This is a genomic window from Streptococcus sp. 27098_8_75, from assembly GCF_041432475.1.
Taxonomy (GTDB): domain Bacteria; phylum Bacillota; class Bacilli; order Lactobacillales; family Streptococcaceae; genus Streptococcus; species Streptococcus gordonii.
This window is the reverse complement of sequence record NZ_JAPVZR010000002.1, coordinates 321,840-346,726: the sequence shown is the minus strand read 5'-3', so window position 1 is coordinate 346,726 and position 24,887 is coordinate 321,840. Positions and strand designations below refer to the sequence as shown.

At 38.4% G+C, this 24,887-nt stretch carries 25 protein-coding genes and 4 pseudogenes; 23 read left to right on the top strand and 6 right to left on the bottom strand.

What is annotated here, in order from left to right; all coding sequences use genetic code 11:
• Positions 1-24: 24 nt before the first annotated feature.
• Positions 25-1,854, top strand: coding sequence for an excinuclease ABC subunit UvrC (gene uvrC, locus O3640_RS04855; protein ID WP_125366981.1), 1,830 nt, complete (start codon positions 25-27; stop codon positions 1,852-1,854).
• A 119-nt stretch (positions 1,855-1,973) separates the two neighbouring features.
• Entirely contained in the window at positions 1,974-2,276 is a 303-nt protein-coding gene (locus tag O3640_RS04850) for a hypothetical protein (protein WP_125366982.1), read from the top strand.
• On the opposite strand, the pseudogene O3640_RS04845 reads toward O3640_RS04850, so the two are convergent.
• The 3 genes and pseudogenes from O3640_RS04845 to O3640_RS04835 all read right to left on the bottom strand — a co-directional run bounded on the left by O3640_RS04845 (position 2,251) and on the right by O3640_RS04835 (position 4,685).
• Positions 2,251-3,127 (bottom strand): annotated as a pseudogene (locus O3640_RS04845) (IS30 family transposase). The gene O3640_RS04850 and the pseudogene O3640_RS04845 overlap by 26 nt on opposite strands.
• 161 nt (positions 3,128-3,288) lie before the next feature.
• Positions 3,289-4,425: an L-lactate oxidase gene (gene lctO / locus O3640_RS04840; RefSeq protein ID WP_008808955.1), complete on the bottom strand. Its 1,137-nt coding sequence runs from the start codon at positions 4,423-4,425 to the stop codon at positions 3,289-3,291.
• A 74-nt stretch (positions 4,426-4,499) separates the two neighbouring features.
• Positions 4,500-4,685 (bottom strand): hypothetical protein, encoded by a 186-nt coding sequence (locus tag O3640_RS04835; protein WP_061600770.1) that lies wholly within the window; start codon positions 4,683-4,685, stop codon positions 4,500-4,502.
• A gap of 426 nt (positions 4,686-5,111) precedes the next feature.
• On the opposite strand from O3640_RS04835, the gene O3640_RS04830 reads away from it, so the two are divergent.
• The 18 genes and pseudogenes from O3640_RS04830 to O3640_RS04745 all read left to right on the top strand — a co-directional run bounded on the left by O3640_RS04830 (position 5,112) and on the right by O3640_RS04745 (position 17,416).
• Entirely contained in the window at positions 5,112-5,399 is a 288-nt protein-coding gene (locus tag O3640_RS04830) for a hypothetical protein (RefSeq protein WP_008808953.1), read from the top strand.
• A gap of 136 nt (positions 5,400-5,535) precedes the next feature.
• Positions 5,536-5,820 (top strand): AHH domain-containing protein, encoded by a 285-nt coding sequence (locus tag O3640_RS04825; protein WP_197711949.1) that lies wholly within the window; start codon positions 5,536-5,538, stop codon positions 5,818-5,820.
• An 11-nt stretch (positions 5,821-5,831) separates the two neighbouring features.
• Positions 5,832-6,287, top strand: coding sequence for a DUF4274 domain-containing protein (locus tag O3640_RS04820; protein WP_008808951.1), 456 nt, complete (start codon positions 5,832-5,834; stop codon positions 6,285-6,287).
• Between the two features lie 300 nt (positions 6,288-6,587).
• Positions 6,588-6,974 (top strand): annotated as a pseudogene (gene imm48 / locus O3640_RS04815) (Imm48 family immunity protein).
• A 195-nt stretch (positions 6,975-7,169) separates the two neighbouring features.
• A complete protein-coding gene (locus O3640_RS04810; RefSeq protein ID WP_008808949.1) occupies positions 7,170-7,715 on the top strand; it encodes a hypothetical protein in 546 nt (181 codons plus the stop codon).
• A 257-nt stretch (positions 7,716-7,972) separates the two neighbouring features.
• A pseudogene (locus O3640_RS04805) lies at positions 7,973-8,811 on the top strand (metallophosphoesterase).
• 13 nt (positions 8,812-8,824) lie between these two features.
• The gene (locus tag O3640_RS04800; RefSeq protein WP_125366985.1) at positions 8,825-10,486 is read left to right on the top strand and encodes a hypothetical protein; all 1,662 of its coding nucleotides are present in this window, start codon (positions 8,825-8,827) and stop codon (positions 10,484-10,486) included.
• Between the two features lie 114 nt (positions 10,487-10,600).
• Entirely contained in the window at positions 10,601-11,206 is a 606-nt protein-coding gene (locus tag O3640_RS04795; RefSeq protein ID WP_012000291.1) for a nitroreductase family protein, read from the top strand.
• A gap of 45 nt (positions 11,207-11,251) precedes the next feature.
• Entirely contained in the window at positions 11,252-12,655 is a 1,404-nt protein-coding gene (gene pepV / locus O3640_RS04790; RefSeq protein WP_061583490.1) for a dipeptidase PepV, read from the top strand.
• Between the two features lie 52 nt (positions 12,656-12,707).
• Entirely contained in the window at positions 12,708-13,292 is a 585-nt protein-coding gene (locus O3640_RS04785; RefSeq protein ID WP_125366986.1) for a uracil-DNA glycosylase family protein, read from the top strand.
• Positions 13,293-13,304: 12 nt separating this feature from the next.
• Positions 13,305-13,793, top strand: coding sequence for a prolyl-tRNA synthetase associated domain-containing protein (locus O3640_RS04780; protein WP_125366987.1), 489 nt, complete (start codon positions 13,305-13,307; stop codon positions 13,791-13,793).
• 54 nt (positions 13,794-13,847) lie between these two features.
• Positions 13,848-14,171, top strand: a complete 324-nt coding sequence (locus O3640_RS04775) for a TfoX/Sxy family protein (protein WP_061600761.1) — start codon at positions 13,848-13,850, stop codon at positions 14,169-14,171.
• A gap of 161 nt (positions 14,172-14,332) precedes the next feature.
• Complete coding sequence (locus tag O3640_RS04770; RefSeq protein ID WP_061600760.1) at positions 14,333-14,782, top strand: MarR family transcriptional regulator; 450 nt, start codon at positions 14,333-14,335, stop codon at positions 14,780-14,782.
• 176 nt (positions 14,783-14,958) lie between these two features.
• Positions 14,959-15,927, top strand: coding sequence for a zinc-binding alcohol dehydrogenase family protein (locus O3640_RS04765; RefSeq protein ID WP_061601851.1), 969 nt, complete (start codon positions 14,959-14,961; stop codon positions 15,925-15,927).
• Positions 15,920-16,234, top strand: coding sequence for a rhodanese-like domain-containing protein (locus O3640_RS04760; protein ID WP_082245457.1), 315 nt, complete (start codon positions 15,920-15,922; stop codon positions 16,232-16,234). Before O3640_RS04765 ends, O3640_RS04760 begins: the two co-directional genes overlap by 8 nt.
• Positions 16,235-16,342: 108 nt before the next feature.
• On the top strand, positions 16,343-16,504 hold the full coding sequence (locus O3640_RS04755) for a hypothetical protein (RefSeq protein WP_227221574.1): 162 nt from the start codon (positions 16,343-16,345) through the stop codon (positions 16,502-16,504).
• Positions 16,505-16,519: 15 nt separating this feature from the next.
• A pseudogene (ldcB, locus tag O3640_RS04750) lies at positions 16,520-17,065 on the top strand (LD-carboxypeptidase LdcB/DacB); the annotation flags it as partial.
• 60 nt (positions 17,066-17,125) lie between these two features.
• Entirely contained in the window at positions 17,126-17,416 is a 291-nt protein-coding gene (locus O3640_RS04745) for a cupin domain-containing protein (RefSeq protein WP_125366988.1), read from the top strand.
• An 89-nt stretch (positions 17,417-17,505) separates the two neighbouring features.
• Here the strand turns inward: O3640_RS04745 and O3640_RS04740 are convergent, their stop codons facing one another.
• The gene (locus tag O3640_RS04740) at positions 17,506-18,378 is read right to left on the bottom strand and encodes an N-acetylmuramoyl-L-alanine amidase family protein (protein ID WP_125366989.1); all 873 of its coding nucleotides are present in this window, start codon (positions 18,376-18,378) and stop codon (positions 17,506-17,508) included.
• Between the two features lie 801 nt (positions 18,379-19,179).
• Between O3640_RS04740 and O3640_RS04735 the strand changes: the two genes are divergently transcribed.
• Together O3640_RS04735 and O3640_RS04730 are read left to right on the top strand one after the other, a co-directional pair.
• Positions 19,180-21,153 carry a CAP domain-containing protein gene (locus tag O3640_RS04735; RefSeq protein ID WP_125366990.1) on the top strand — a complete coding sequence of 658 codons (1,974 nt, stop codon included), beginning with the start codon at positions 19,180-19,182 and terminating at the stop codon, positions 21,151-21,153.
• 224 nt (positions 21,154-21,377) lie between these two features.
• Positions 21,378-22,805 carry a CAP domain-containing protein gene (locus tag O3640_RS04730; RefSeq protein WP_125366991.1) on the top strand — a complete coding sequence of 476 codons (1,428 nt, stop codon included), beginning with the start codon at positions 21,378-21,380 and terminating at the stop codon, positions 22,803-22,805.
• A 153-nt stretch (positions 22,806-22,958) separates the two neighbouring features.
• Here O3640_RS04730 and O3640_RS04725 read toward each other — a convergent pair whose 3' ends face one another.
• Positions 22,959-23,201: a type B 50S ribosomal protein L31 gene (locus tag O3640_RS04725; protein WP_002895374.1), complete on the bottom strand. Its 243-nt coding sequence runs from the start codon at positions 23,199-23,201 to the stop codon at positions 22,959-22,961.
• A 98-nt stretch (positions 23,202-23,299) separates the two neighbouring features.
• Positions 23,300-24,244 (bottom strand): bifunctional oligoribonuclease/PAP phosphatase NrnA, encoded by a 945-nt coding sequence (locus tag O3640_RS04720; protein WP_268723176.1) that lies wholly within the window; start codon positions 24,242-24,244, stop codon positions 23,300-23,302.
• A gap of 116 nt (positions 24,245-24,360) precedes the next feature.
• Here O3640_RS04720 and O3640_RS04715 point away from each other — a divergent pair, with 116 nt between their 5' ends.
• Positions 24,361-24,804 carry a flavodoxin gene (locus tag O3640_RS04715; protein ID WP_008808931.1) on the top strand — a complete coding sequence of 148 codons (444 nt, stop codon included), beginning with the start codon at positions 24,361-24,363 and terminating at the stop codon, positions 24,802-24,804.
• The last annotated feature ends 83 nt before the right edge of the window (positions 24,805-24,887 follow it).

Below are 24,887 nucleotides of genomic sequence, written 5' to 3'. Positions count from 1 at the left end.
CCTCTTTTCTGCTATAATAGACCTATGAATAAGCTAATCCAATCAAAGCTGGAACTGTTGCCGACCAGTCCCGGCTGTTACATTCACAAAGACAAAAACGGTACTATTATTTATGTCGGCAAAGCCAAGAATCTTCGCAATCGAGTTCGTTCTTATTTCCGTGGCAGCCATGATACCAAGACGGAGGCTCTGGTTTCTGAGATTGAGGATTTTGAGTTTATTGTCACCGAGTCTAATATTGAGGCTTTGCTTCTTGAGATTAATCTAATTAAGGAAAACAAGCCTAAGTACAATATCATGCTCAAGGACGATAAGTCCTATCCTTTTATCAAGATCACCAATGAAACCTATCCGCGCCTAATCATCACGCGCCAAGTCAAAAAGGACGGTGGGCTTTATTTTGGTCCATATCCGGATGTCGGTGCGGCCAATGAAATCAAGCGTCTCTTAGATCGGCTCTTTCCTTTCCGCAAGTGTACCAATCCGCCTGAAAAGGTCTGCTTTTACTACCATCTGGGACAGTGCAAGGCCCACACTATTTGCCAGGTAGACAGCCAGTATTTCAAGGAACTAGCCCAGGAGGTAGCGGCCTTTCTCAAGGGACAGGATGACCAGATTATTGAGGATTTACGGGGGAAAATGGCTGGCGCAGCGCAAACTATGGAGTTTGAAAAGGCAGCTGAGTACCGCGACTTGATTCAGTCCATTGGCACGCTGCGCACCAAGCAGCGGGTCATGGCCAAGGATTTGCAGAATCGCGATGTCTTTGGCTACTATGTGGATAAGGGTTGGATGTGCGTACAGGTCTTCTTTGTCCGCCAGGGCAAGCTAATTGAGCGCGATGTCAACCTTTTTCCCTATTACAATGATCCGGACGAGGATTTCTTGACCTATATCGGCCAGTTCTACCAGGAAAAATCCCACCTCAAGCCTAATGAAATTTTGATTCCGGCAGATATTGATGAAGAAGCTGTCCGAGCCATGGTGGATACCAAGGTGCTTAAGCCTCAGCGAGGCGAGAAGAAGCAGCTGGTCAATCTGGCTATCAAAAACGCCCGAGTTAGTCTCCAGCAGAAGTTTGACCTCTTGGAGAAATCAATTGAAAAGACTCAAGGTGCTATTGAGAATCTAGGGCAGCTCCTCAACATTCCGACGCCAGTTCGCATCGAGTCTTTTGATAACTCCAACATCATGGGGACCAGTCCTGTATCAGCTATGGTGGTCTTTGTCAATGGTAAACCAAGCAAGAAGGACTATCGCAAGTATAAGATCAAGACTGTGGTGGGACCTGATGACTACGCCAGTATGCGAGAGGTCATCAAGCGACGCTACAGTCGGGTGATTCGGGATGGACTGACTCCGCCTGATTTGATTGTCATTGATGGTGGACAAGGTCAAGTGAATATCGCTAAAGAAGTTATCCAGGATCAGCTGGGACTAGATATTCCCATCGCTGGACTGCAAAAAAATGACAAGCACCAGACTCATGAATTGCTTTTTGGCGATCCTTTGCAAGTGGTAGAATTATCCCGCAATTCGCAGGAATTTTTCCTACTTCAGCGTATCCAAGATGAGGTCCACCGCTTCGCTATTACCTTCCACCGCCAGCTCCGCTCTAAAAATTCCTTTTCATCGCAGCTAGATGGTATTGAAGGCTTGGGACCGAAACGCAAGCAAAATCTCATGAAACACTTCAAATCTCTAACCAAGATTAAAGAAGCCAGTGTCGACCAAATCGTCGAAGTTGGTGTACCACGAGCGGTAGCAGAAGCTGTGCTGGAAAAGCTACATTTAGCAGACCAGCAGAAAGCAGCATCACCTGAAGTAGCAGAGCCAATTGAAAATATGGAATGAACAATTAAATTGTCTGACTGGTAAAAATGTTTATGTAAGATCCATAATGCCGGGTTGTAGTGTAAATGTTTCTGTATTTATGGTAAACTAATACAAATAAAAGAAAGGCAAGGTAGTTTATGTCAAGCGATGCTGCATTAAGAAGTCAATACAATAGTATCAAGGCTAAACGAGACCGATACAAGAAGGTTGCTCAGGGCATTGAAAATAATCATTTAAACTATAATCGTTCAACATCGGAGATGGATGAATACATTAATTATATTGACGATATCACCCAAAAGATTGATAGCAAAAGTGGTTACTTTTATATAGAAAATGCGTCAAGTAAATTAAAGACCAATCGAAATACACTTCAAGAGTATGTCGATTTTGTTCAAAATTCAAACTCTTCTTTTATGGATTTCTTTTATCAGCTATAGCTGATAAATAATTTTGAGAAATATTCGTAAAATCCATTTGTTTCGGAAGTCCATTTCGTCTTAATAAGCCATTAGAATGTTCATTGAGACCTCGTTGACCAGGACATCCTGGATCCGCAAAGAGAATATCAATGTCATGCGCATTCGAAATAGACTTCCAGTTAGAAAATTCTTTCCCACAATCAAAAGTTATCGACTTAAAGAGATGACTGGGAACTTGAGACAACCATTGATTGATGGAGGCCTCAATATCACTTGCTTTCCGTCCATTGGTTTTCAGTGTGATAATAGATTTTGAGAGGCGTTCTACTAAGGTAATGACTGCACTTTTGTGTTTTTCTCCGACAATTGTATCTCCTTCTAGATGACCGAATTCCGTCTTAAAATTAGGATAACTGTCTGCTCTCTCACGTAAATCTCTGCGCAACGCTTGTTTTCCTCGTTTTTCGCTATGACCATTTGGTTTTCTTTTGCCTTTCCAAGGGAGATCCTCTTTCTTTAGAATACCATGGTCTACTAGTCGATAGAGAGTTCTCATAGAACAAGAAACCCTATCTGGATAAGTTCTTTTAATGACATCAAGGCTCCAACTTTGTTCCAAATGAAATTTGGATGAATTCTTTTTCTGATTGCGTAAGCCCGATTTTATTCCTGCCACAGCGTTTCTTATTGATTTTATATCGGTTACAGTAATCATAAGCAGAGTGCCCCTCTCTCAGATAGTTGATGACATTGTAGATTGTCTGTTTTGATCTGCCAAGTAAAGTCACAATATCTGAATCTTTTATGTTTTCTTGATAGTAAGTCTCTATCATTAGAAGCTCGTTTGTAGTAAGATGAGTATAGGTCATTTATGTTAGTTCCTTTCAGACAAATGTGGTGTTTATCTGAAAGGAACTAACATAGATGGCTTTTTCTGTCTAGCTTAATTTTACAAATTGGGATTCTTTATGACAAAAGTGATTAAAACACAAGCAAAAACCTCCATACTTAGTGGAGGCAATCTGTTTTATCAATACAATTTCAAGTCACGAGGATCAACTGGGAAGGTTGGGTTGTATGGGTTGTGACGAAGTTTGAAGTGCTTGACATCCTCAATAGTCTGAGTTCCAGACAATTGCATGACTGTCTTCAATTCCGTATTCAAGTGTTCAAAGACTTGACGCACACCAACACTACCGCCGAGAGCCAAACCATAGATGACAGGGCGACCAATAGCTACCAAGTCTGCTCCTGATGCCAAGGCTTTAAAGACGTGCTGACCGCGACGAACACCAGAGTCAAAAACGATTGGCACACGTTTATCAACTGCTTCTGCTACTTCTTGAAGTGAGTCGAAGGCAGCTGGTCCACCGTCGATTTGACGGCCACCGTGGTTGGTTACCCAGATACCAGAAGCTCCTGCAGCAAGCGAACGTTCAACGTCCTCACGGCATTGTGGCCCCTTGACATAAACAGGAAGTCCAGAGTATGCAGCGATAAATTCTACATCTCGTGGAGATAGGCGTTGTTTAGCTGATTTGTAAACAAAGTCCATTGATTTTCCAGCACCTTCTGGCAGGTATTCTTCAACAATCGGCATGCCAACTGGGAAGACAAAACCATTACGCTTGTCCACCTCGCGATTGCCCCCTACAGTAGCATCTGCCGTCAAGACAATCGCTTTGTAGCCTTCAGCCTTCACACGGTCCATGATGTGGCGGTTGATCCCGTCATCCTTACTAAAGTAAAATTGGAACCAATGAGGTGTCCCTTGAAGTGCTTCCGTAATTTCTGGAAGGTCTACAGTAGAGTAAGAGCTAGTTGTATAGAGGGACCCAAACTCATGCACACCACGCGCAGTCGCCACTTCACCCTGTTCATTTGCTAATTTATGAGCCGCAACAGGCGCCATAATGATTGGTGAAGACAATTTTTCACCAGCAAATTCAATATCTGTACTTGGATTTTCAACATCACAAAGAGTATGCGGAACGATGAGTTTGTGGTTAAAGGCGCGAATATTCTCACGTAAAGTAAAAGTATCTTCCGCCCCACTAGCGATATAGCCAAATGCCGCTTTAGGAATAACTTGTTGCGCCATTGGCTCCAAATCATAGGTATTGATGAAATCTACATGACCTTCTGCATTGCTTGTTTTGTATGACATAAAATGCCCTCCCTGATAAGTAAGCGTTTACTTTGTATATTACAAAGGTATCTTAACTCTTTTTTCAAAACTTTTCAAATATTTTGTTTGGAAATTTCAGAAATTCTAGGACTATGATAAAAAATCCCTATAACAGCAATAAAAAATACATAGCTTGGACGCTCGAAAATATTGGATAAATTCTTTTTCTGATTGCGTAAGACTGGTTTTATTCCTGCCACAGCGTTTCTTATTGATTTTATATCGGTTATAGTAATCATAAGTAGAGTGCCCCTCTTTCAGATAGTTGATGACATTGTAGATTGTCTGTTTTGATCTGCCAAGTGAAGTCACAATATCTGAAACTTTTATGTTTTCTTGATAGTAAGCCTCTATCATTACAAGCTCGTTTGTAGTAAGATGAGTATAGGTCATTTATGTTAGTTCCTTTCAGACAAATGTGGTGTTTATCTGAAAGGAACTAACATAAATGGCTTTTTCTGTCTAGCTTAATTTTACAAATTGGGAATTAAAAAATTTCAATTGGCCATAAGGCTAGTTCGTTATAAAAATGTGATAGCCTAGTGTTGTCACATTTTTTATATTCTCAAAAGTTTTTGTTATACTTGACTTATTCCTCTAATTAACCACCTAGTCGTACCATTGGTTACCTTGGTAGTAAATACAAGGCCTACCGAGCAAGTCAAGTGGCGGATGTCGATATTCACAGTGGTGAAGCGACCAGCTTCAAGGCCAACATCAAAGAGCGAGCCAACACAGCCTGGACGGATATTAAGACCAAGGCAGGTGATGTCAAGGTCCAAGTGGGAGAACGTTTTGAATACTTCAAGAAGCGTGTCTCAAATGTGAAGAATCAAGCCATCTCAGCTAGCACAGAGGCGCTTTCAAATAAGGTCCGCAACTTTAGCGATGCCATTGAAACTGGCCGTCAAAATATTCACAACACGCTTGATTCCCTTGGGAATAAGAATTGATTTGCTTTTGTGACTGTAGATGACGTCCCAGTCGATCTTGAAGAAATGGGGGGGTAATCGTTCTGAAAAATGGACTGGTTATCAAGCTCAACACGTTATTCCGGCTGAAATGTCGAAACGTCTGGTGATTTAAAAAATGGGAATGGATTTAGATGAGGCTTCTAATGGAATTTTTTTACGAGTTCTAGATGATCAAATTAGCCCAATGTCAAGACATAGAGGTTATTACTCTGCATATAGCGATTTTGTCAAATCAAAACTTGATAATATAGACTTAGATTTACCGCCGGAAAAACTTCAAAATGAAGTACTTAATCTTCAAAATAAATTGAAAACTATTCAAAGTAAAGGTTTACCTTTATATTCTAATCAAGGTGCAACACAAGAATTATGGGAACGATTCTACGAAAAACTTAATTGAGGTATAATTTAATGGAGATAGAGCGATTAAAAACAATTTCTTACATATTGAACTCTGAAAATAAGAACGAGACATTTGAAATCATTAGAACAATTTCAAATGAGGATGAATTGTTTGTATTACTTGATAATTACAATTGGGATAATGGTTTTGAAGTACCTACAGAAATATTGAGTAACCCTCATTGTACACTTTCAACTGCATTACTAGCTTTTTATAGAGCGGATGGCTATAGATACTTGTCAGAAGGTGACAGTATTATTTTAAATCGTTTAACAAAAGACTGGGAAATATTTTTGAAATCTGTATTGAGAAGGATTTTGAATAAAGAATTTCAAATAGGAAATATTACCTTTAACCCGGAGTTAACTAAAATTCAAAAATTTAAATTGAAGAAATTAAATCCTGCACTGGACCCTGTGCTTATAGATGGGGTACAAGGAAAAGATTTAAATATTATTCTTTAATATTAATAGGTGAATACTGAATAACGAATTTTTCTTGTGTTTGTACAGATATTGACAGAACGCTGATAAGAAAAGAAGAAATCGATGAATTCGCAGGCTGTGAGCAAGTCATTGATTCAACATCAATGCTAGAATGGAAGAGACTATAAACAGTAGTTTTTCTTTTTCATTCTTTCTTTTATCTTAGATGAAGGTAGGAGTGATCTAACCTCACGATACAAAAATAGAATTATTTTTTATGTTTTATGGAAAATAATATAGAGTTGACAGAATTAGATTTTGATTTAGAAAGGAATTATTATGAACGATACCATTACAAACGAGACTATTGAAATGGTCAATAAATTTTTAAGTTTAGCAACGATTGATTTTGATGAGGATCTTGACAGACAGTTAGCAGCAGCCTATATTTTTGGGATGTTAAACGGAAAGGCACAAAAGGATTCTATTTCACCAGAAAATGTCCAAGCCTTGATGATTCGAATTGGTATTGAGAAACTTCAATATACTCCCTAGGTAGCCTTTGAAATGACACGGTTTGTCATTAATGCGACTGATAAAGAATTTCACCCGACGGTTAACGCTATTATTCATAGAGGCATAGAAGGATATTTTCTATATGCAGACAATCAATATGATGCTCTTTCAGAGGATTTTAAAGATATTGTTCAAGTAGTGAAAAGCTAGGTATTACAACAGAGTAAGTTCGATTTTATAATCGAACTTACTTAATTTTCAAATCACAATCGGTCACATAGTGAGAAAAATTCAAGCAATGTGAAGTAAGCATTAGAAGGCTTAGAATATTTGATATCGAAATAATTTGACATTGAAATAATTTTATAATATAATATTCCTATTCTTTATTAATAGGAGACACTAATGAAAAAAATTGTTACAGCTAGTGTAGCGCTTTTATCGGTTATAACTTTAGCAGCATGTTCTGGAAAATCAACTTCAGAATCTTCTGATAAAGCTTCAAGTTCTGTAGAAAAAACTTCTACTTCAAAGAGTTCATCAAGTAGCTCTGAAACTTCATCAAAAACAGCTAGTTCTGATCTAAAAACTCCAGAAATTGTTCTTTTGACAGATGAAGAAATTGACAATGCTAAAACAATTGGCGATATGAAAGCTCTTTTTGGTAAGTTGATTGACAACTATAAGAAATACATTACCGAAATCGGTAATAAAGTTCCAGAAGCTGGAAAAGAAGCATATAATCAACAAGTCCAACCAGCAATTGAGTCTATGGAAACTTCAAGAGAAACATTTAACAATACACTTTCAGCCGCTGGTCCGGATGATACAGTAGTTCCAGAACAAAGTCGTAACCTGTTTCTTCAACAGTTGAAAACAGGACGTGATGCTATGAAGCAGGCTATTGAAGGTGCTTATAAATCTCTTGCTCCGCTTATTTCTGGACAATAATATCTCAACAAAGTAGGTGATTGTCACCTGCTTTTTTTGTACTTAAAATTAATAGTTATAAAAGAGATAGCGTGTGACACATAAGAAGTAGATGAACTTATGATTGTTGGTGAGGAGAAAAAATCATAAACTATACCGTTTCTAAAATGATCCATAAGTTCTGGAAGATAAACCACCCAGAGGATGGTTTTCACGTTTTCAGTCAGTTTTTGATATACTAGATTCAAACTAAACAGTCATTTACTTAAGGAGCAAGCATGAAACAAAGAATTGCCATTTTATCTGATATACACGGAAATACGACTGCCTTAAAAGCAGTCTTAGCAGATGCCAAAGAGCTAGAGGCAACCGAATACTGGCTTCTGGGTGATCTTTTTCTTCCTGGACCTGGTGGAAATGATTGATGGACCTTTTGGAAGGACTGCCAATCGCTGTAGCAGTCCGTGGAAATTGGGATGATTGCGTTTTAGAAGCTTCAGATGGTGTCTATGGCTTGGAAGACCCTCAAGAAGTACAACTTTTGCGCCTTACTCAGTATTTGATGGAACGGCTTGATACTCGCTATATCGACTGGTTGAGAAGTTTGCCACTTCTTGACAAGATTGAAGTGGATGGTTTGCGTTTTTCACTTAGTCATAACTTACCTGATAAAAACTACGGTGGAGCTTTACAGGTGACAAATGAGACTTCAAATTTTGATCATTTGCTGGATGAGGAAACGGATATAGCCGTTTACGGTCATGTTCACAAGCAGTTGCTTCGTTATGGAAGTCAAGGACAACAAATCATCAATCCAGGAACGATTGGAATGCCCTATTTTGATTGGCAAGCTTTGAAAAATCATAGGGCTCAATATGCGATCATAGAGGTTGAAGATGGAGAAATGGTGAATCTTCAGTTCAGGAAAGTAGCTTATGACTATGAAGCGGAGTTAGAATTGGCCAAAGAAAAAGGACTTCCCTTTATTGAAATGTATGAAGAACTACGACGTGAAGATAACTATCCAGGACATAATAAGGAACTTTTAACTTCCTTGATTCAGCAACATGATTATGTGGAGGAGGTCAAAGATTTCCTTCAGAAAATAAAAAAATGAAAGTTAAAGAGAGATGACCTTAAATTTTGATAAACATAGAGATCATTTGGAACAAGATATTCGAGAAGAACTTCAGAGTATTTATATAGACAAATTCAAAATACTAGACATTAAAGAGAATATTCTGGGACCCTATTGTCCAATATTTTTATTTGAGATAAAGCTTGAGGACTATCGGGATAGATTAGATATTTTAGTTGATGGTAGTGATCTGATACTAAAGTGGGGAGAGGAAAAATACGCGATTCAGTATAAGTATGATCGCGAAAGTCTAAAGGAAGGACTGGAAAGAATTAAGCTCTATCTAGATCAACCAGAATTGATTTTTTCTGAGCCTCTGAGTCCTAAAAATGTCCATCTGAAGTCTAAAGGCATTGAAAGAATGATTGCTAATGTCTTTGAGGGGAAAACGAGAACAAACTGCTGGGAAAAATCGGACCAAAAGGATGGGGATTATAAAGCTCTTATTACAAATCTCTTGCCTCACTATCAGGCTTCTTTTACTCTTGAGCTAGCAGAACAACACTTTATCGTGAAAGACATTTTTCCTATCAAGGCCGGCATAGAAAGTCAAGGTTTTCAGATTCATCAGCCGATTGATTTAACCTCCTCAAATATGGCTTCTTTCTTGAGTCAATTTAAGGAATTTATAGAAGCTGAGTTGGAAGGTGGAGATAATGTAACTGACTCAATGTCTGTCTCTGAGCTTGTTTTGTCTGCTCCTCTTAAGCCTGATACTGTAGGGGCAAAGGTTTTACAAGTACAGAGGATTATCAGCACAAGCTTCACAAAGGACGTTTCTTTTTTTGAAACGACCAAGATGATGGAGGATGGTAGTCTTTATGAGGTTGATTTTTTTGCAAAATTCAACTTTTATTCGGCAATCTTCTCTATTACTTTGATCGGCAGGCACTTTTATCTTCACGTGACTAGGCCAAATAAAGCAGACTTGAAAGATTATTGGGATTTATTTGGTTATCCCTATGAGTTAACTGAGGAAAATCTCAAAAAAGTGATAAAGGTAGCAGAGACATATTTTGCTAGTCATCTAAAAAAGGAACAAAAGCCATCGGGTTCTAATAAGAGTAAATCTCAACTAATTCATAAAATAAAAACTCAAGCAAGAAAAAAGAACGAGGCGCTTGCGAAAGAAAAAGCAGACAAGGAAGTTTATTTAGGACTGAGAAAATTGTGGAAACTGCAGTTTCTGATTTTCTTTATCCTGATAATTATGGCGTTTGTCATAGAAGTTTATATGACTGGAGCAGGCTATAAAGCCTTTAAAATGAGGATTCAGTTTAGTCGGGTTTCGGTTCATAGTTTTTCGCTCCTCTTTATTACCGTGTATGGCTTTTTGACACTCTATATCACTGGCTTGAAGATCAATGGATTTTTGAAGCAGTATCCTCGTTGGAAAGGTCTTCCGACCAAGGAAAGTCGTCTTCCTAAAAAGGAGACAGGTTTGACATTCTTGGTGCTTTTTATTGTTCTTTTTCTAGGGGCCATTGAATTAACCCTTCGCAAGCCTGAACCAAAAGTAGAGATACCTAAGATTGATCAAAATCTAAACAAGGCCTTTGAGCAAGAAAGAAGCTCTAGTTATAGTGATTTGATAAAGGGCTTAAGAGATTCAAGTAGCCAGAATGGAGAAAGCGAAACTTCTGCTACAGAATAACCTTAGCAAGTGGCAAGAGCTGATAGTCCTATCTTATAGAGAATGAAAAACCTCTGCAAACTCTTACAAAATATGATAAAATGAAGCTAGTATATTAAGAAAAGGAAGAGACCTATGAAATTTCTAGAACTCAATAAAAAGCGTCACGCAACCAAGCATTTCAATGATAAGCCGGTGGATCCAAAGGATGTCCGTACAGCGATTGAAATTGCGACTTTGGCACCTAGTGCCCACAATAGCCAGCCATGGAAATTTGTAGTAGTACGAGAGCGCAATCAAGACTTAGCAGAAATTGCTTTCGGCTCTAACCAAGATCAGGTTAAAGAAGCACCAGTAACCATAGCCCTCTTTACGGATACAGATTTGACCAAGCGGTCTCGTAAGATTGCGCGTGTGGCTGGAGTTAAGAATTTCTCTGACGAGCAACTTCAATTCTACATGCAAAATCTACCAGCTGAGTTTGCTCGCTATAGCGACCAACAAAAGAGTGATTACTTGGCCCTCAATGCTGGTTTAGTAGCTATGAATCTCGTTCTGGCTTTGACTGACCAGGGCATAGGATCCAACATTATTTTAGGTTTTGATAAATCTAAGATTAATGAAGTCTTGGAGATTGATGAGCGTTTCCGTCCGGAACTCTTGATTACGGTTGGTTATACTGATGACAAATTAGAGCCTAGCTATCGTTTGCCAGTTGACGAAATCATTGAAAAACGTTGATACAGCTGTATTGATTTAAATCGAATTAGAGATTGGGGTAATATAATGACAATTGATTTTAAAGCAGAAGTTGAAAAACGCAGAGAAGCTCTCTTGGCCGATCTGTTCAGCCTTTTGGAAATTAACTCAGAGCGGGATGACTCCAAGGCGGACAAGGAGCATCCTTTTGGACCTGGACCTGTTCAAGCCCTACATAAGTTTTTAGAAATCGCTGAGCGCGATGGCTATGAAACCAAGAATGTAGACAATTACGCTGGTCACTTTACTTTTGGTGAGGGTGAAGAAGAACTGGGAATCTTTGCTCACATGGATGTGGTCCCTGCTGGAAGTGGCTGGAATACAGATCCTTACAAACCTGAAATCATTGATGGTAAACTTTATGCGCGTGGTTCATCAGATGATAAAGGGCCAACTATGGCTTGTTACTATGGTTTGAAAATTATCAAAGATTTAGGATTGCCTGTATCTAAGCGCGTTCGCTTTGTGGTGGGGACTGATGAGGAATCCGGTTGGCAAGACATGGACTATTATTTCAAGCATGTTGGTCTGCCTGAACCAGACTTTGGTTTTTCACCAGATGCGGAATTTCCAATTATTAACGGAGAAAAAGGGAATATCACTGAGTACCTCCATTTTGGAAATGACAACACTGGGAATGCTAAACTTCATAGCTTTACAGGTGGCCTCCGTGAAAATATGGTGCCAGAGTCTGCAACAGCAGTTGTATCTGGACAATTACCGGATCTTGCTGGTCTCCTAGATGCCTTTGCCAAGGAACACCAGCTTCAGTACGAAATCTCAACTGTTGATGAAGAAACCTATACCATTACGATCATTGGGAAATCTGCCCATGGATCAACTCCTGAAGACGGGATCAATGGTGGGACCTACTTGGCTCTCTTGTTGAACCAATTTGACTTTGGTGGTGATGCCAAGGCTTATCTGCAAGTAGCAGCTCGAGTTCTGCACGAGGACTTTACTGGTGAAAAGTTAGGAATTGCTTATACGGATGCTAAAATGGGTGCTCTCAGCATGAATGCTGGTGTCTTCCATTTTGACAGTGCTAAGGCTGACAATACTATTGCTCTGAACATCCGTTACCCTCAAGGTACTGATCCAAAGACGATTCAAGCTGGTCTTGAAAAAGTCACTGGTGTTGTGTCAGTGAGTTTGTCTGAGCACGGACACACTCCACATTATGTTCCAGCAGATGATGAATTGGTAGCAACTCTTTTGAGTGTTTACGAAAAACAAACAGGTCTTAAAGGACATGAGCAAGTCATCGGTGGTGGTACCTTTGGTCGTCTCTTGAAACGTGGAGTTGCCTTTGGTGCTATGTTCCCAGACTATGTCAACACTATGCACCAAGCTAACGAATTTACAGATGTAGAAGACCTTTTCCGTGCTGCGGCTATTTATGCGGAAGCTATCTACGAACTAATCAAATAATCCACTACTCGGCCAGTTTTTCTGGCTGAGTTTTTCCATAGAAGGAGTTCTTATGTCAAAGATTGAAACTATTAAACAAGCCATTATGGCAGATCCTCAAAATAAAGAATATACGGATAAAGGAATCGAACCGCTCTTTGCAGCACCAAAGACTGCCCGTATCAATATCATCGGACAAGCTCCTGGGATGAAGACAGAAGCAGCTGGCATTTACTGGAAGGATAAAAGTGGTGATCGTCTGCGGGAGTGGTTAGGAGTTGACGAAGATACCTTTTACAATTCTGGTTTGTTTGCAGTGATTCCCATGGACTTTTATTTCCCAGGGCATGGGAAATCTGGTGACCTACCACCTCGTAAAGGCTTTGCTGAAAAATGGCATCCTAAACTCCTCAAAGAGTGTCCGGATATTGAGTTGACCCTTTTGATTGGACAATATGCCCAGGCTTACTATCTTCATGAGAAAGTGAGTGGCAAGGTAACTGAACGGGTTCGTCATTTTAAGAACTATTTGCCAGAGTATTTTCCACTAGTTCACCCTTCTCCTCGCAACCAAATCTGGATGGCTAAAAATCCTTGGTTTGCAGAGCAGGTTGTGCCAGAATTGCAAGCGTTGGTGCAAAAGATTATTCATCAATAAAGGAGAAAAACTATGGATGCTTATCAACAAGTGGCTAATAAGTTGCAAGAGTTGGGGATTACCTTTGATGTGGTAGAGCACCCACCTGCATTTACGACAGAGCAGGCAGATAGCTATATTGAAGGCATGGAAGGAGTTCGGACTAAGTCCATGTTTTTGACCAACAAGAAGAAAACTCAATATTATCTTCTGATTATGGATGACAAGAAAAGTCTGGATATGGACTTGTTTAAAGAGCTAGTTTCAGCCGACCGAATTCGTATGGCTTCAGCGGATTCCCTCTATGAAAAAATGCAGTTGCCACCAGGAACGGTATCGCCTTTTGGCCTGCTTAACAATGAGGAGAAGGACATTCAAGTTTATTTTGATAAGGACATTGTATCAGAGGATATCATGACTTTCCATCCCAATACCAATGAAAAGACTATCTTTATCTCGACAACAGATTTATTTAAGTTCCTGCAAGATTTGGGATATTCTTATGAAGTCCTGGAGCTTTAGCCAAGCATTTTGCTGGGATTTCGGACTCGTTGAAACAAGAAAGGAGCTGAGAATATGGCGTCGAGCAAGGAATATTTGACTTTTATCTTGGAGCAGTTATCTGATTTAGATGGGGTCAGCTATCGGGCCATGATGGGGGAGTACATCCTTTATTACAAGGAGAAAATAATTGGTGGTATCTATGATGATCGGCTCTTGGTCAAACCAGTCAAATCGGCTCAGAAATATATACCTGAAGCTGTGCTGGTGTCTCCTTACCCAGGTGCTAAAGAAATGCTATTAGTAGACAATGTGGACAGCAAAGACTACCTAACCACCTTATTTAAAGCTATGTTTGATGAGCTTCCCGCCCCAAAAGCTAAAAGAAAAAATAAGTAGTAATAAACCAGTTTCTGATCAAACTAGTTTTTTGTCATAATGAAATGCTTCTTAACAGGATTGTAAGTGTTTTACAGTGGAAACTAAATCTTTGACAGCTATTATTCTATTTAATATAATTAGAAAACACTTATATATATTAATATTATAAAGGAAGCGAAATGACTAAAAAGCTTAACTGTGACTTTTATATCGGGAAGATCCACAGATTATCCAACCGACTCATGAATCGGATATTACTAGACCAAGAGATTCAGGATTTTAACGGTGAACAGAGACGAATCTTTCATGCCTTGTGGCAGCAAGATCGACTGAGCCAAACGCAACTAGCAAACAAGACAGGGCTTACACTAAACACTCTAACTAAGATGTTGGAGCGGATGATGGAGATGAATCTGGTTGAACGCTGTCCCCATGAAAAGGATAGGCGCAGGAAAGTCATTTGTTTGACAGATCATGCTAAGAGTCTGAAAGATGATTATGATCGAATTTCTAAGGAAATGACAGAAATCATATATCAAGATTTTTTACCAGAAGAAGCAAAAGATTTTGAAAGTTGTCTAGAAAAAATTCTGCTGAATTTGGAGCGAGTTGAAAAAGAAGAAGTATGAGCGAGACCATAGTACTATCTGGAATTTAAAAGAAGTCTTAGTATAGTGGTGATGGATTCAAATATAAAATGCCTTCCAGTGTCTCTTATAGCTTCTGGTTTCCACCATAAGCATTGCCGGTTAAGTTAAGTCTAAGTTTGATTAGTTACACTATCCAGAAAAAGGGAGGTGATCCTATGAAAAAAATGAAGGCTATTGTTATTTATGATCCGGGAGGACCAGAAAAACTTCTATTAGAAGAGAGACCTATTCCTGTATTACGAGAAGGATGGACTTTGGTTAAGGTTAGAGGATTTGGAATAAATCATTCAGAAATCTTTACACGGCAAGGCTTGTCACCTAGTGTTAGCTTCCCTAGAATTTTAGGCATTGAATGTGTTGGCCAGGTAGCTGAGACGACTCGGACAGATTTAGAGATTGGTCAGAAAGTAGTTTCCATCATGGGAGAAATGGGTCGAGCTTACGATGGCTCATATGCTGAGTACGTTCTCCTGCCAAATGACCAAGTTTATCCTATCGAAACCAGTCTGCCTTGGGCTGAGTTAGCTGCAGTTCCCGAGACCTATTATACAGCTCTTGGATCTTTAAAAAATTTGCATATTAAGCCCGAAGATAAGATTTTAGTTCGGGCGGCAACCAGTGGTGTTGGTCTAGCTTTTGCTCGCCTCGTCAAGGCTCAGTTTCCTGACGTTCATATCCTTGGTTCGGTTCGAAGTGGTTCTAAACAATTTTTGCTTAAGCACCAGGCTTATGATGACATTGTTATTGATCAGGATGGTCGGTTAGAGACCGAAGAGCAGTTCGATAAAATTCTAGAGTTGGTAGGTCCATCGACTATTAAGGATTCATTTGATCATATTGCTCCGGGCGGAATTATCTGTGTAACTGGTCTCTTAGGAGGACAGTGGGAGCTAGAAGGCTTTAACCCAATTGAAGAAATAAAGAATAATAGTTTTATGACGACCTTTCACTCAGCTCAAGTCAACCAAGAATTGATGGATGAGTTGTTTGACTATATTGACCGATACCAAGTAGATGTTTCCCCGAGGCGCGTTTTTTCCTTGGAAGAAGTGCCCGAAGCTCATGCTTATATTGAAGGGAAGACAGGTTTTGGTAAGGTTGTGATTATCAACGAAAATAAATAGGAGGAGCATGATGAAAAAGATTAGTGCAAAAGAATTACAAGGTCTTTTACAGACTGAAAAGATTGAATTGATTGATGTTCGTGAAGTAGATGAGTTTGCAAATGGGCATATAGCTGGCGCTCGAAATTTGCCTCTTAGTGGCTTGGCAGAAAACTATCTTAGCTTGGACAAAGAGATTTCCTACCATGTTATTTGTCAAAAAGGAGGTCGGTCTGCACGGGCGTGTGAATTTTTGGAAGGCCAAGGTTATCAAGTGACCAATGTGGAGGGCGGAGTCGAAGCTTATCCAGATGAATTGACGCAATAGAAATTTTCAGAAGACTACTAAAATTTATTGAAATTTTGGTGGTCTTTTTGTAGAATGTAGTTAAGAATTTCTCTTGTTTTTCATGCTTTGTGAATGGAGGTTTTTTCCATGAAAATAAAAACAACAGCTTGTTTGTTGTTTTGTCTCTCTGCTTTTACATTAGTTGCTTGTTCTTCTGATAAGAAAGATAATTCCAAAACCTCGGGAACGACTTCGAACACTCAACAGATAGAAAATCAAGCAGAAGACAAGAAAACAATCGAAAAATAAAAGGATGCTAGTCTTTCTTATAACGGAAGTTATTATAGTCTACAAGGAAAGTATGAGGAAATCCTGATTGTAAATAAAAAGTACCCCCTCTCTTCTCATTACAATCCTGGAGAAAATCCTACTGCCAAGGCAGCTTTACTCAAGTTGATTGCAGATATGCAAGCTGCTGGATATGCTGTTAGTGACCAATACAGTGGCTTCCGTAGTTATGATACTCAGCTAGAACTTTACCAAAATTATGTCAATCGAGATGGAAAGGATGCTGCCGATCGTTATTCAGCCAGACCTGGATACAGTGAACACCAGTCTGGTTTAGCCTTTGACCTGATTGATACAGAAGGAAATCTGCTGGAAGAACCCGGTGCCAGTCAGTGGCTTTTGGATAATGCCTCCAATTATGGATTCATTGTGCGCTTCTTAAAAGGTAAGGAAACTTCAACAGGCTATATGGCAGAAAGCTGGCATCTGCGTTATATTGGACGGGAAGCCAAGGAGATTGCTGATTCAGGTAAATCATTAGAAGAATACTTTGGTATTACCGGAGGAGATTATCAAGATTGATAGAATGTGGCTTCGTCTTTTCTATAGGTCATTATAAAATAAAACAAGGAGGACAAATTTATGAAGTTTTACAAAATTGATCCATCAATTGATGTTGTTGAAACTCCCGTCGAAGAAAAAGGTCGTTTGATCCGCCATCTTCATTTAGCAAAGGGGAAGGAAATTCCTGAACATAAGGCTGATGCACTAGTGACAGTTGTCTGTTTGGAAGGTAAGGTGAATTTTACTGCTTTAGGAGAAACTGTTCAAATGCTTCCAGGAACTTTTCTTACAATGGAACCCAATGAACTGCACAGTTTATATGGTGTGGAAGAAAGTCACGTCCTAGTCATTCAGCAATTGATTTATTAAAAACAAAAAAGAAGTCTGATGTTTTACATCAGACTTCTTTTTTAATCGAGTTCTAAGGTGGATTAAATAAAGAGAAGTGGATCTTCTAGTTATGGATTGGTAGTTACAAGACCTTGTTCATTAAAGGTATATTGTTTGCCATTGATTAGAAGAGTTTCACTGTGAGCCATTTTCCCATCTTCTTTAAGGTAATACGAACCCTGCCAAGCATTTGATAGCATGGATCCATCTTCAGTAGCAAAGTAATACCAATCGTCAGCGATCTGTTGCCAACCAGTTAGCATTTCTCCGTTCACTGGATTAAGATAATAAGATTTTCCAGCATCTCCTATTTGGTGAAGTCCTGTTAGCATATATCCATCAATCGGTTGAAAATAATACCATTTTCCTTGAATATTTTGCCAGCCTGTGAGCATGCTTCCGTCTGCTGGATTAAAATAATACCAGGCTGGTCCTTCATGGTTACCAGCACCTGTTAATTGTTGCCATCCAGTCTGCATATCCCCATTTTTATCATGGAAATAATAACATTCACCGTTTTCACCCACCTGCTGGCCTCCAGTTAGCATATAACCTTCAGCAGGATCAAGATAGTACCACTTACCTTTAATATTCTGCCATCCAGTTTTCATATCTCCGTTTTCTGGGTCGAAATAATACCAAGATCTTTCTTTGTAGTATCCAAAACCATCTAACTCTTGCCAGCCAGTCAGCATATAGCCGTTGACGTTGAAGAAATAATACCTTCCATTAATTTGTTGCCATTGATTTCTGGGAAAACTACCATCTGGATATTTGTACCACCAACCATTCTTATCATTAATCCACTTTCCATCTGTGTGATTAGTGATTTGCGGTCGAATCTGCTGGGCTTGAACAGAAAAATCGTCTTGTGCCACCAAAGTTGTTAATAGACCAACTAGCAATAGAAGCTGTACAAGGAATAGCGTGCGTCGTTTCATTTTTTCCTCCTTCAAAGGTTTCGGCTAAAGTGAAATCAAAAATTTCACAGAGAGAAGTGTTACTGCAGTTAAGATACCATATTTTCTTTTATTCTTCAAACAAACAAAAATGTCTAATTTATTCAAGCATATTTATTATTTGCATTTGTAAGCAAAAATAAACGAGTCTATCTAGATGGCCTTAAAATAAGTATTTATAAGAATGTAATATTCTTCTGTTTTGGATAAATATTTAAAATAACAAATCTTTCAAAAATTAGTGATATATTAAAAGCATATTTTGTTTCATGTATAAAACAAAAATAAACACTGTTTTATAGCTATAATACCTTTTTGTATGAAATAGCTTCACAGATCAAACCATAAAAGCGCTTACTGTCTTGTTTACAAATAAAAAATAGGGTTAACTCTTAAAATATCAAAAAATTGCATGTAAAATAAAACAAAAACGAACATAGATAAAAAATAGAATTACATTAAGAACAATATTGAAAAAAATAATTTTGAAAACACGAACAAATTTCTTGCTTTGCCTAAATTTTTGTGTTATAGTTTAGGTCGATGTGAAATATGCATAAAAAAGAATTTTTTAGCAATATTGATATCGGATAGTTTTTCTTTTTGTCAAATTATTTGTCTCAGAAGTTTAAGCGAAACTGACTGATTAAAACATGATTGATGCTGATCTAAAGATTCAAGTCCTAGATATCGTATTTACTGAAGAATTATTTTTTGTCATGGCACGTCTAGAATATAAGATCATTCTAAAAGATAAATGAATGATTTTGGAGGTTTATTATAATGTCGAAACGTTTAAGATTTTTATCTTGTTCAGTATTAGCTGCAGCAGCAGTGATTCCAGCTTTTTCTGGAAATACTGTTCAGGCCGCTGACTACTATGGTTATAGTTCTCGCTATAGTAACTTATACCAACCAGGTGTTAATTATTGGAATACTGGCTTCACAAGTCGCCGTAATACAGTAACTAACAGCCGTACTAGTCGTCATAGCAGTCGTCGTAACTCTCGTTACAACAACTACAGCTATGGTTACAATAACTATGGCTACGGATATGGCTATGGTTACAATAACTATTATTTAGGTTCTAATATTTGGGATTATTTCTATCCAAATTACAACTACAATAACTATGGTTACAACTACAATAACTATGGTTACAATGGTTGGAACAACTACAACAACCTAGTAAACGATGAAAACTATATCTACTGGAATGGTAATCATTACTACCGTATGAACGATGGTAGCTACCGTATTTACCGTGACGGTGAATGGAAACCATTGACAAACAATAGCAACAATAACTCATCATCTAACAATTTGGAAAACGATCCTCATTACCGTTATGAAAATGGCTACCATTACTATGTTTTAGAAAATGGTGACTATTACTATTACCAAGATGGTAAATGGGTATTGGTTAAGACTTCAACCAACAATTCAACAACTCCATCACCTCAAGCTCAGCCGGAAACTCCAAGTACAGAACAACCAGCTGAGGATCCAAAACCAGAAGTTCCAACTCCAACTCCAGCACAACCTGAGGCTCCAACTCCAGCGCCTAGCGATAAACCTGAAGAGCCAACTACACCTGCTGAACCAAAACCAGAACAACCAACAACTCCAAGTCTTGATTTACCAGAAAATCCGCCAATTAACGGTGCTGATAGTGAGTTTGATCCATTCAAACCATCAACAGAAACGCCGGCTGAGCCTAAACCTGAAACACCAGCAACACCAGCTGTTCCAACAACACCAGGTTTGGTAACAACTGATGAATCAAGTGAAAACCAAATCCCTGATTATGTTGAAAAACCAACAGAAGGACTTGAGCACTTGGCATGGGCACCAAATGGACAAACGCCAAAATTGGTTTACCCACCAGGAAAACCAGGCGATAAAGCCCTTAAGAATGATAAAAACTACTACTTCGATGGTAGTACGCATTACTACTATGTACCATCTAACTCAGACCGTACAGGTTATTCAGCATATTGGAAGTGGATTGGACAAAAATGGAAACTTCAAGGTATGACAGATCCAAACGATCCGGGTATTGATCCAAAACTTCACGAAAATACTGCTGACGATGAGTACATGTACAGCGATCAAAATTCTAGCGTAAAACTCTACTCAACAAACGTGGTAACTACTGCCAAAGCTGGTCAACCATTGCCATTCAAGAATGTTGAAGAGTTCAAGAAATACGTTATCGAAAAAATGAATCCTAAATTCCTTGATAACGCTGGATGGGATGCTAAAGCTGAGTGGGAAATCGAAGATGCAGATATCTTTGAGAAGACTAAAGAAAACCCATACGCTAAGGACTATGTATTGATTGCAAACCTCAAGAGTGGTGTTGAGGACAAGAAATATAGTGACGTAGAATTTGGTTATGTGAAGTTTGTTTACCGTGTTGAAGCGACAAACGATACAAACTATGACTATGTTTCAAAAGCGAAAGAAGCTTTCGCTAAAATCAATGAAACTCGTAAAGCTCAAGGTTTGAAAGAGTTGACTTGGTCAGAAGACATTTATCAAAACCAAGCACTTCCGAAAGTAAACGAAATTTCACGTCAATACGATAGCACTGGCTTTGTCGGACGTCGTGATGAAGATGCAGCTACTGTCGTTAAGAAATGGGCTAATAGCGGTCTAAGAGACTTGCTTCTTGATCCTAACGTAACTGAAGGTGCAGTAGCGACAGTTGTAGACGGAAATGGTGTTTACTACTGGACATACAACTACAAATAATCAATCTTTTCCTAATGATTTCACTTAATTAACTAGAAAATCCCTTAAGATTAAATTCTTAAGGGATTTTTGTTCTAAAACTTCAATAGTAAATATGCAAAAAAAACACAAAAAAAATAGGATAATATTTATGTTTTTGTTTGACTAAGAGATCAGATGGGGATAATATATTATATAGAGGAGGAGTAGACTATCATTGTTTTTATTACAAAGGAGTATAAGTAATGAAATCAAAAAGAAAGTATCTATCAAGAGTGATGATGTTTAGTTCTGCCTTAGTATTAGCTTTTCTCACTACAAATACTGCTCAGGCAGAGGAACATAATGACGTATTTTATTCACGCTATCGTCCAGGATTTAACTATTATAATCCACGCGTCAGAAATAATTATAATTACGGTCGATACCCTGGTTATTACAATCCATGGTATAACTATAATGTCTTTTATTGGAATGGAAATTACTACTATAAAAACCAGAACGGAGACTATTATGTCTACAAGAATGGTAAGTGGGAACTCTATTACCAGGATGGCTTTAATAAACTGAAAAATGATCCGCATTATCGTTATGAAAATGGCTATCACTATTATGTGTTGGATGATGGTTCATACTATTACTATGAAAATGGTAAGTGGGTTTATGTTAAGAAAGCAGAAGATCCAACTCCAGAACCAAATCCGACTCCAGATCCTAAGCCAGATCCTGAAACGCCTAAGCCAGAGAAGCCTGACTGGGCACCAAATCCAAATATAGATTATAGTAAATTGCCAAAACCTCTCTACAGACCTGATGATCCTCGGATGAAGAGTGATCCTCGCTTTGTAGATGATAATGGTATCTATTATTACCGAGTCCATCTAGGAGACGAAAAACCTGATGGTATTGATGGATATTACAAGTGGATGGGCGACCGCTGGAAACTATTCAATGGAACGGATCCAGACGATCCTGCTCTTGACCCAAATAATCATTCTAATCCAAAGGACGATGAATATAATTATGATGATAATGCTTCTACAGTTAAACTATACTCAGAGAATCTAGTTGGTACTGGTAAAGCAGGAGATCCTCTTCCGTTCAAGAGCAAGGAAGAATTCATCTCTTATGTTCAGCAACATCTTGCACCAAAAATGATTGATAATGCAGGCTATGACTGTAAAGTCACATATGAGCTTGAAGAAGAAGATGTCTTTAATCAAGCGGTGGATCATGCTTGGGCCAGAGATTACGTTTTGACAGCTTATTTGACAAGTAGCGTCAAAGGATATGAAAAAACAGAATTTGGTCATGTGAAGTTTATTTATCGTGTAGAAAAAACTGAAGAATCTAACTTCCCAAATATTGATAAGGCTAAAGCTGCTTTTACAAAAATAAATGCGGAACGTAGAAGACTTGGCTTACAAGAACTAACATGGTCTGGTGAACTTTATAATAATCAATCTTTGCCAACAGCTCAGAAACTTTCTGTCAATTACGATAGTAGCGCTGGTATCACCTTCCGCCGGGAAGAAAATGCTGATGTAGTTGCTAACAAATGGCTAAACTCAGGAAATAGAGAATTGATTCTAAATCCTGATGCCAAAGAAGGTGCAGTTGCCTGTGTACAAGCAGGTGATGGTACATATTATTGGGTGTTTAATTATAAATAAAAAAATGAATATAATGGTCTATTCCTTTAACCGAGAACTTCCTCCATCTTTTAGATGGGGGGAGTTTTATATTGCTAAAAGCAAAACAAAAGCCACTTCCGACTAATCGGAAATGGCTTGAATTCAATAATCGAATGTATTGAATAGATGTTCTTATTTGAGACCGTATTTTTTGTTGAAACGATCCACACGTCCATCTGCTTGAGTGAACTTTTGACGTCCAGTGTAGAATGGGTGTGAGTCTGATGAAATTTCAACACGGATCAATGGGTAAGTTTCCCCTTCGAATTCAACTGTTTCATTTGAACGCTTAGTTGAACCACTAAGGAATTGGTAACCAGTTGAAGTATCCATGAAGACAACAGGACGGTATTCTGGGTGAATATCTTTTCTCATTTTAAAAAAATTCCTTTCTGCCATGGTCTCTTTGCGAGCCATAGATTAGTTACTTTGATAGTTTATCAAATTTCATTTGCTTTGACAAGCCTTTTTGCTCATTTTCTTTGCTTTTTGGCTAATTCTTTTAATTCTTGGAAGATTTCTTCATTTTCTTCTAGTGAATAGGAGTTGGCGCCACTAGCTAAGGGATGTCCTCCGCCATGATGATTTTTTGCGACTTCATTGATTGGAATGAATTTGCTGCGCAATCGTACACGGTAATGACCGCTTTCTTGTTCAACAAAGATTCCCCACAACTTGACGTCTTCAATTCGACCAGGCGTTGCGACAATATCTGCAGTTTCGGCATCTGTAAGTTGGTGCGCTTTTAGTAAATCTTGAGTGATGATGACACGTGCAGCTCCATTTTCATCAAGTTCAAGATGATCGTAAACATAGCCTTGAAGCTTGGCAACTTTGTAGCTGAAAGAGTCCATTTTCCGAGCCAGCGTAGCAAAATCAAAGGGAAATTCTCTTAATTGACTAGCGACTTGTAGGGTTCGAGCGGTAGTAGCGGGATAAAGAAAGCGTCCCGTGTCACCAGTAATTCCAGCGTAGAGGAGTTTAGCGATATATGCATCCATTTTTAGGTGATTGTCTAAAGCGAATAAAGAAATTAGTTCGCAGGTGCTACTTGAATTGGTATCAACCCACGCTAAATCACCATAAACGTCATCGTTAGGATGATGATCTATTTTAATCAGAAATGATCCATTTGGATACCTTTTATCATCAATTCTAGCTGTATTGGCGGTGTCGCATACGATAACCAAGGAGTTTTCATAATCTTGATCTGAGACATCGTCCATCTGGGCTAGCCAGGTTAAACTTGGTTCATCGTATCCAGTTACTTTAACTATTTTTTCAGGGAAATTTAGCTGAAGGAGCTTTTGTAAGCCGACTTGGCTACCTAAAGCATCAGGGTCCGGATTTACATGGCGATGAATAATAATCGTTTTATATTCCTTTATCTTTTGTAAGATTTGATGTTGAATTGTCATAGAAAAAATTGTTCCTTCTTGCTTAGAGTTATTGTTTAATTGTAACACAAGATTTCTATTTTTAAAATGAAAAATATGTGCTATAATTATCAATAGAAGATATTTTGGAGGAAACTATGGCTTTAGCAAAAATTGTATTTGCAAGTATGACAGGTAATACAGAAGAAATCGCTGATATCGTTGCTGATAAGTTAAGAGATTTAGGTTTAGATGTTGATGTTGATGAGTGTACGACAGTTGATGCTTCAGATTTTCTAGAAGCAGACATTGCTATTGTGGCGACCTATACGTACGGTGATGGAGAATTACCTGACGAAATCATGGATTTCTATGAAGACTTGGCTGATTTGGATTTATCTGATAAGATTTATGGTGTCGTTGGCTCAGGTGATACTTTCTACGACGAATTCTGTAAAGCAGTAGATGACTTTGATGCTGTTTTCGTTTCAACTGGTGCAACAAAAGGTGCTGAAAATGTTAAGGTTGATTTAGCAGCAGAAGAAGATGATATTGAAAATCTGGAGAATTTCGCTGCTAGCTTAGCTGCAAAAGTAAGCTAAGATATTTCCTAAAAAGTATAGAATAGTCAAAAGACGGAATATATGGGAAGGAAGAGAGGATTTGTTGTTCTCTCTTTTTTTCT

What these genes read in the sequence shown, in the direction of transcription:
- O3640_RS04785 (WP_125366986.1), top strand. Translation starts at nt 12,708, where the DNA reads ATGTCAAAGATTGAAACTATTAAACAAGCCATTATGGCAGATCCTCAA.
- O3640_RS04735 (WP_125366990.1), top strand. Translation starts at nt 19,180, where the DNA reads ATGTCGAAACGTTTAAGATTTTTATCTTGTTCAGTATTAGCTGCAGCA.
- O3640_RS04765 (WP_061601851.1), top strand. Translation starts at nt 14,959, where the DNA reads ATGAAAAAAATGAAGGCTATTGTTATTTATGATCCGGGAGGACCAGAA.
- O3640_RS04850 (WP_125366982.1), top strand. Translation starts at nt 1,974, where the DNA reads ATGTCAAGCGATGCTGCATTAAGAAGTCAATACAATAGTATCAAGGCT.
- O3640_RS04740 (WP_125366989.1), bottom strand. Translation starts at nt 18,378, where the DNA reads ATGAAACGACGCACGCTATTCCTTGTACAGCTTCTATTGCTAGTTGGT.
- O3640_RS04725 (WP_002895374.1), bottom strand. Translation starts at nt 23,201, where the DNA reads ATGAGAAAAGATATTCACCCAGAATACCGTCCTGTTGTCTTCATGGAT.
- uvrC (WP_125366981.1), top strand. Translation starts at nt 25, where the DNA reads ATGAATAAGCTAATCCAATCAAAGCTGGAACTGTTGCCGACCAGTCCC.
- O3640_RS04755 (WP_227221574.1), top strand. Translation starts at nt 16,343, where the DNA reads ATGAAAATAAAAACAACAGCTTGTTTGTTGTTTTGTCTCTCTGCTTTT.
- O3640_RS04770 (WP_061600760.1), top strand. Translation starts at nt 14,333, where the DNA reads ATGACTAAAAAGCTTAACTGTGACTTTTATATCGGGAAGATCCACAGA.
- O3640_RS04835 (WP_061600770.1), bottom strand. Translation starts at nt 4,685, where the DNA reads ATGATTACTATAACCGATATAAAATCAATAAGAAACGCTGTGGCAGGA.
- pepV (WP_061583490.1), top strand. Translation starts at nt 11,252, where the DNA reads ATGACAATTGATTTTAAAGCAGAAGTTGAAAAACGCAGAGAAGCTCTC.
- O3640_RS04795 (WP_012000291.1), top strand. Translation starts at nt 10,601, where the DNA reads ATGAAATTTCTAGAACTCAATAAAAAGCGTCACGCAACCAAGCATTTC.
- O3640_RS04810 (WP_008808949.1), top strand. Translation starts at nt 7,170, where the DNA reads ATGAAAAAAATTGTTACAGCTAGTGTAGCGCTTTTATCGGTTATAACT.
- O3640_RS04730 (WP_125366991.1), top strand. Translation starts at nt 21,378, where the DNA reads ATGAAATCAAAAAGAAAGTATCTATCAAGAGTGATGATGTTTAGTTCT.
- O3640_RS04775 (WP_061600761.1), top strand. Translation starts at nt 13,848, where the DNA reads ATGGCGTCGAGCAAGGAATATTTGACTTTTATCTTGGAGCAGTTATCT.
- O3640_RS04720 (WP_268723176.1), bottom strand. Translation starts at nt 24,244, where the DNA reads ATGACAATTCAACATCAAATCTTACAAAAGATAAAGGAATATAAAACG.
- lctO (WP_008808955.1), bottom strand. Translation starts at nt 4,425, where the DNA reads ATGTCATACAAAACAAGCAATGCAGAAGGTCATGTAGATTTCATCAAT.
- O3640_RS04800 (WP_125366985.1), top strand. Translation starts at nt 8,825, where the DNA reads ATGACCTTAAATTTTGATAAACATAGAGATCATTTGGAACAAGATATT.
- O3640_RS04780 (WP_125366987.1), top strand. Translation starts at nt 13,305, where the DNA reads ATGGATGCTTATCAACAAGTGGCTAATAAGTTGCAAGAGTTGGGGATT.
- O3640_RS04745 (WP_125366988.1), top strand. Translation starts at nt 17,126, where the DNA reads ATGAAGTTTTACAAAATTGATCCATCAATTGATGTTGTTGAAACTCCC.
- O3640_RS04820 (WP_008808951.1), top strand. Translation starts at nt 5,832, where the DNA reads ATGGAGATAGAGCGATTAAAAACAATTTCTTACATATTGAACTCTGAA.
- O3640_RS04715 (WP_008808931.1), top strand. Translation starts at nt 24,361, where the DNA reads ATGGCTTTAGCAAAAATTGTATTTGCAAGTATGACAGGTAATACAGAA.
- O3640_RS04825 (WP_197711949.1), top strand. Translation starts at nt 5,536, where the DNA reads ATGGGAATGGATTTAGATGAGGCTTCTAATGGAATTTTTTTACGAGTT.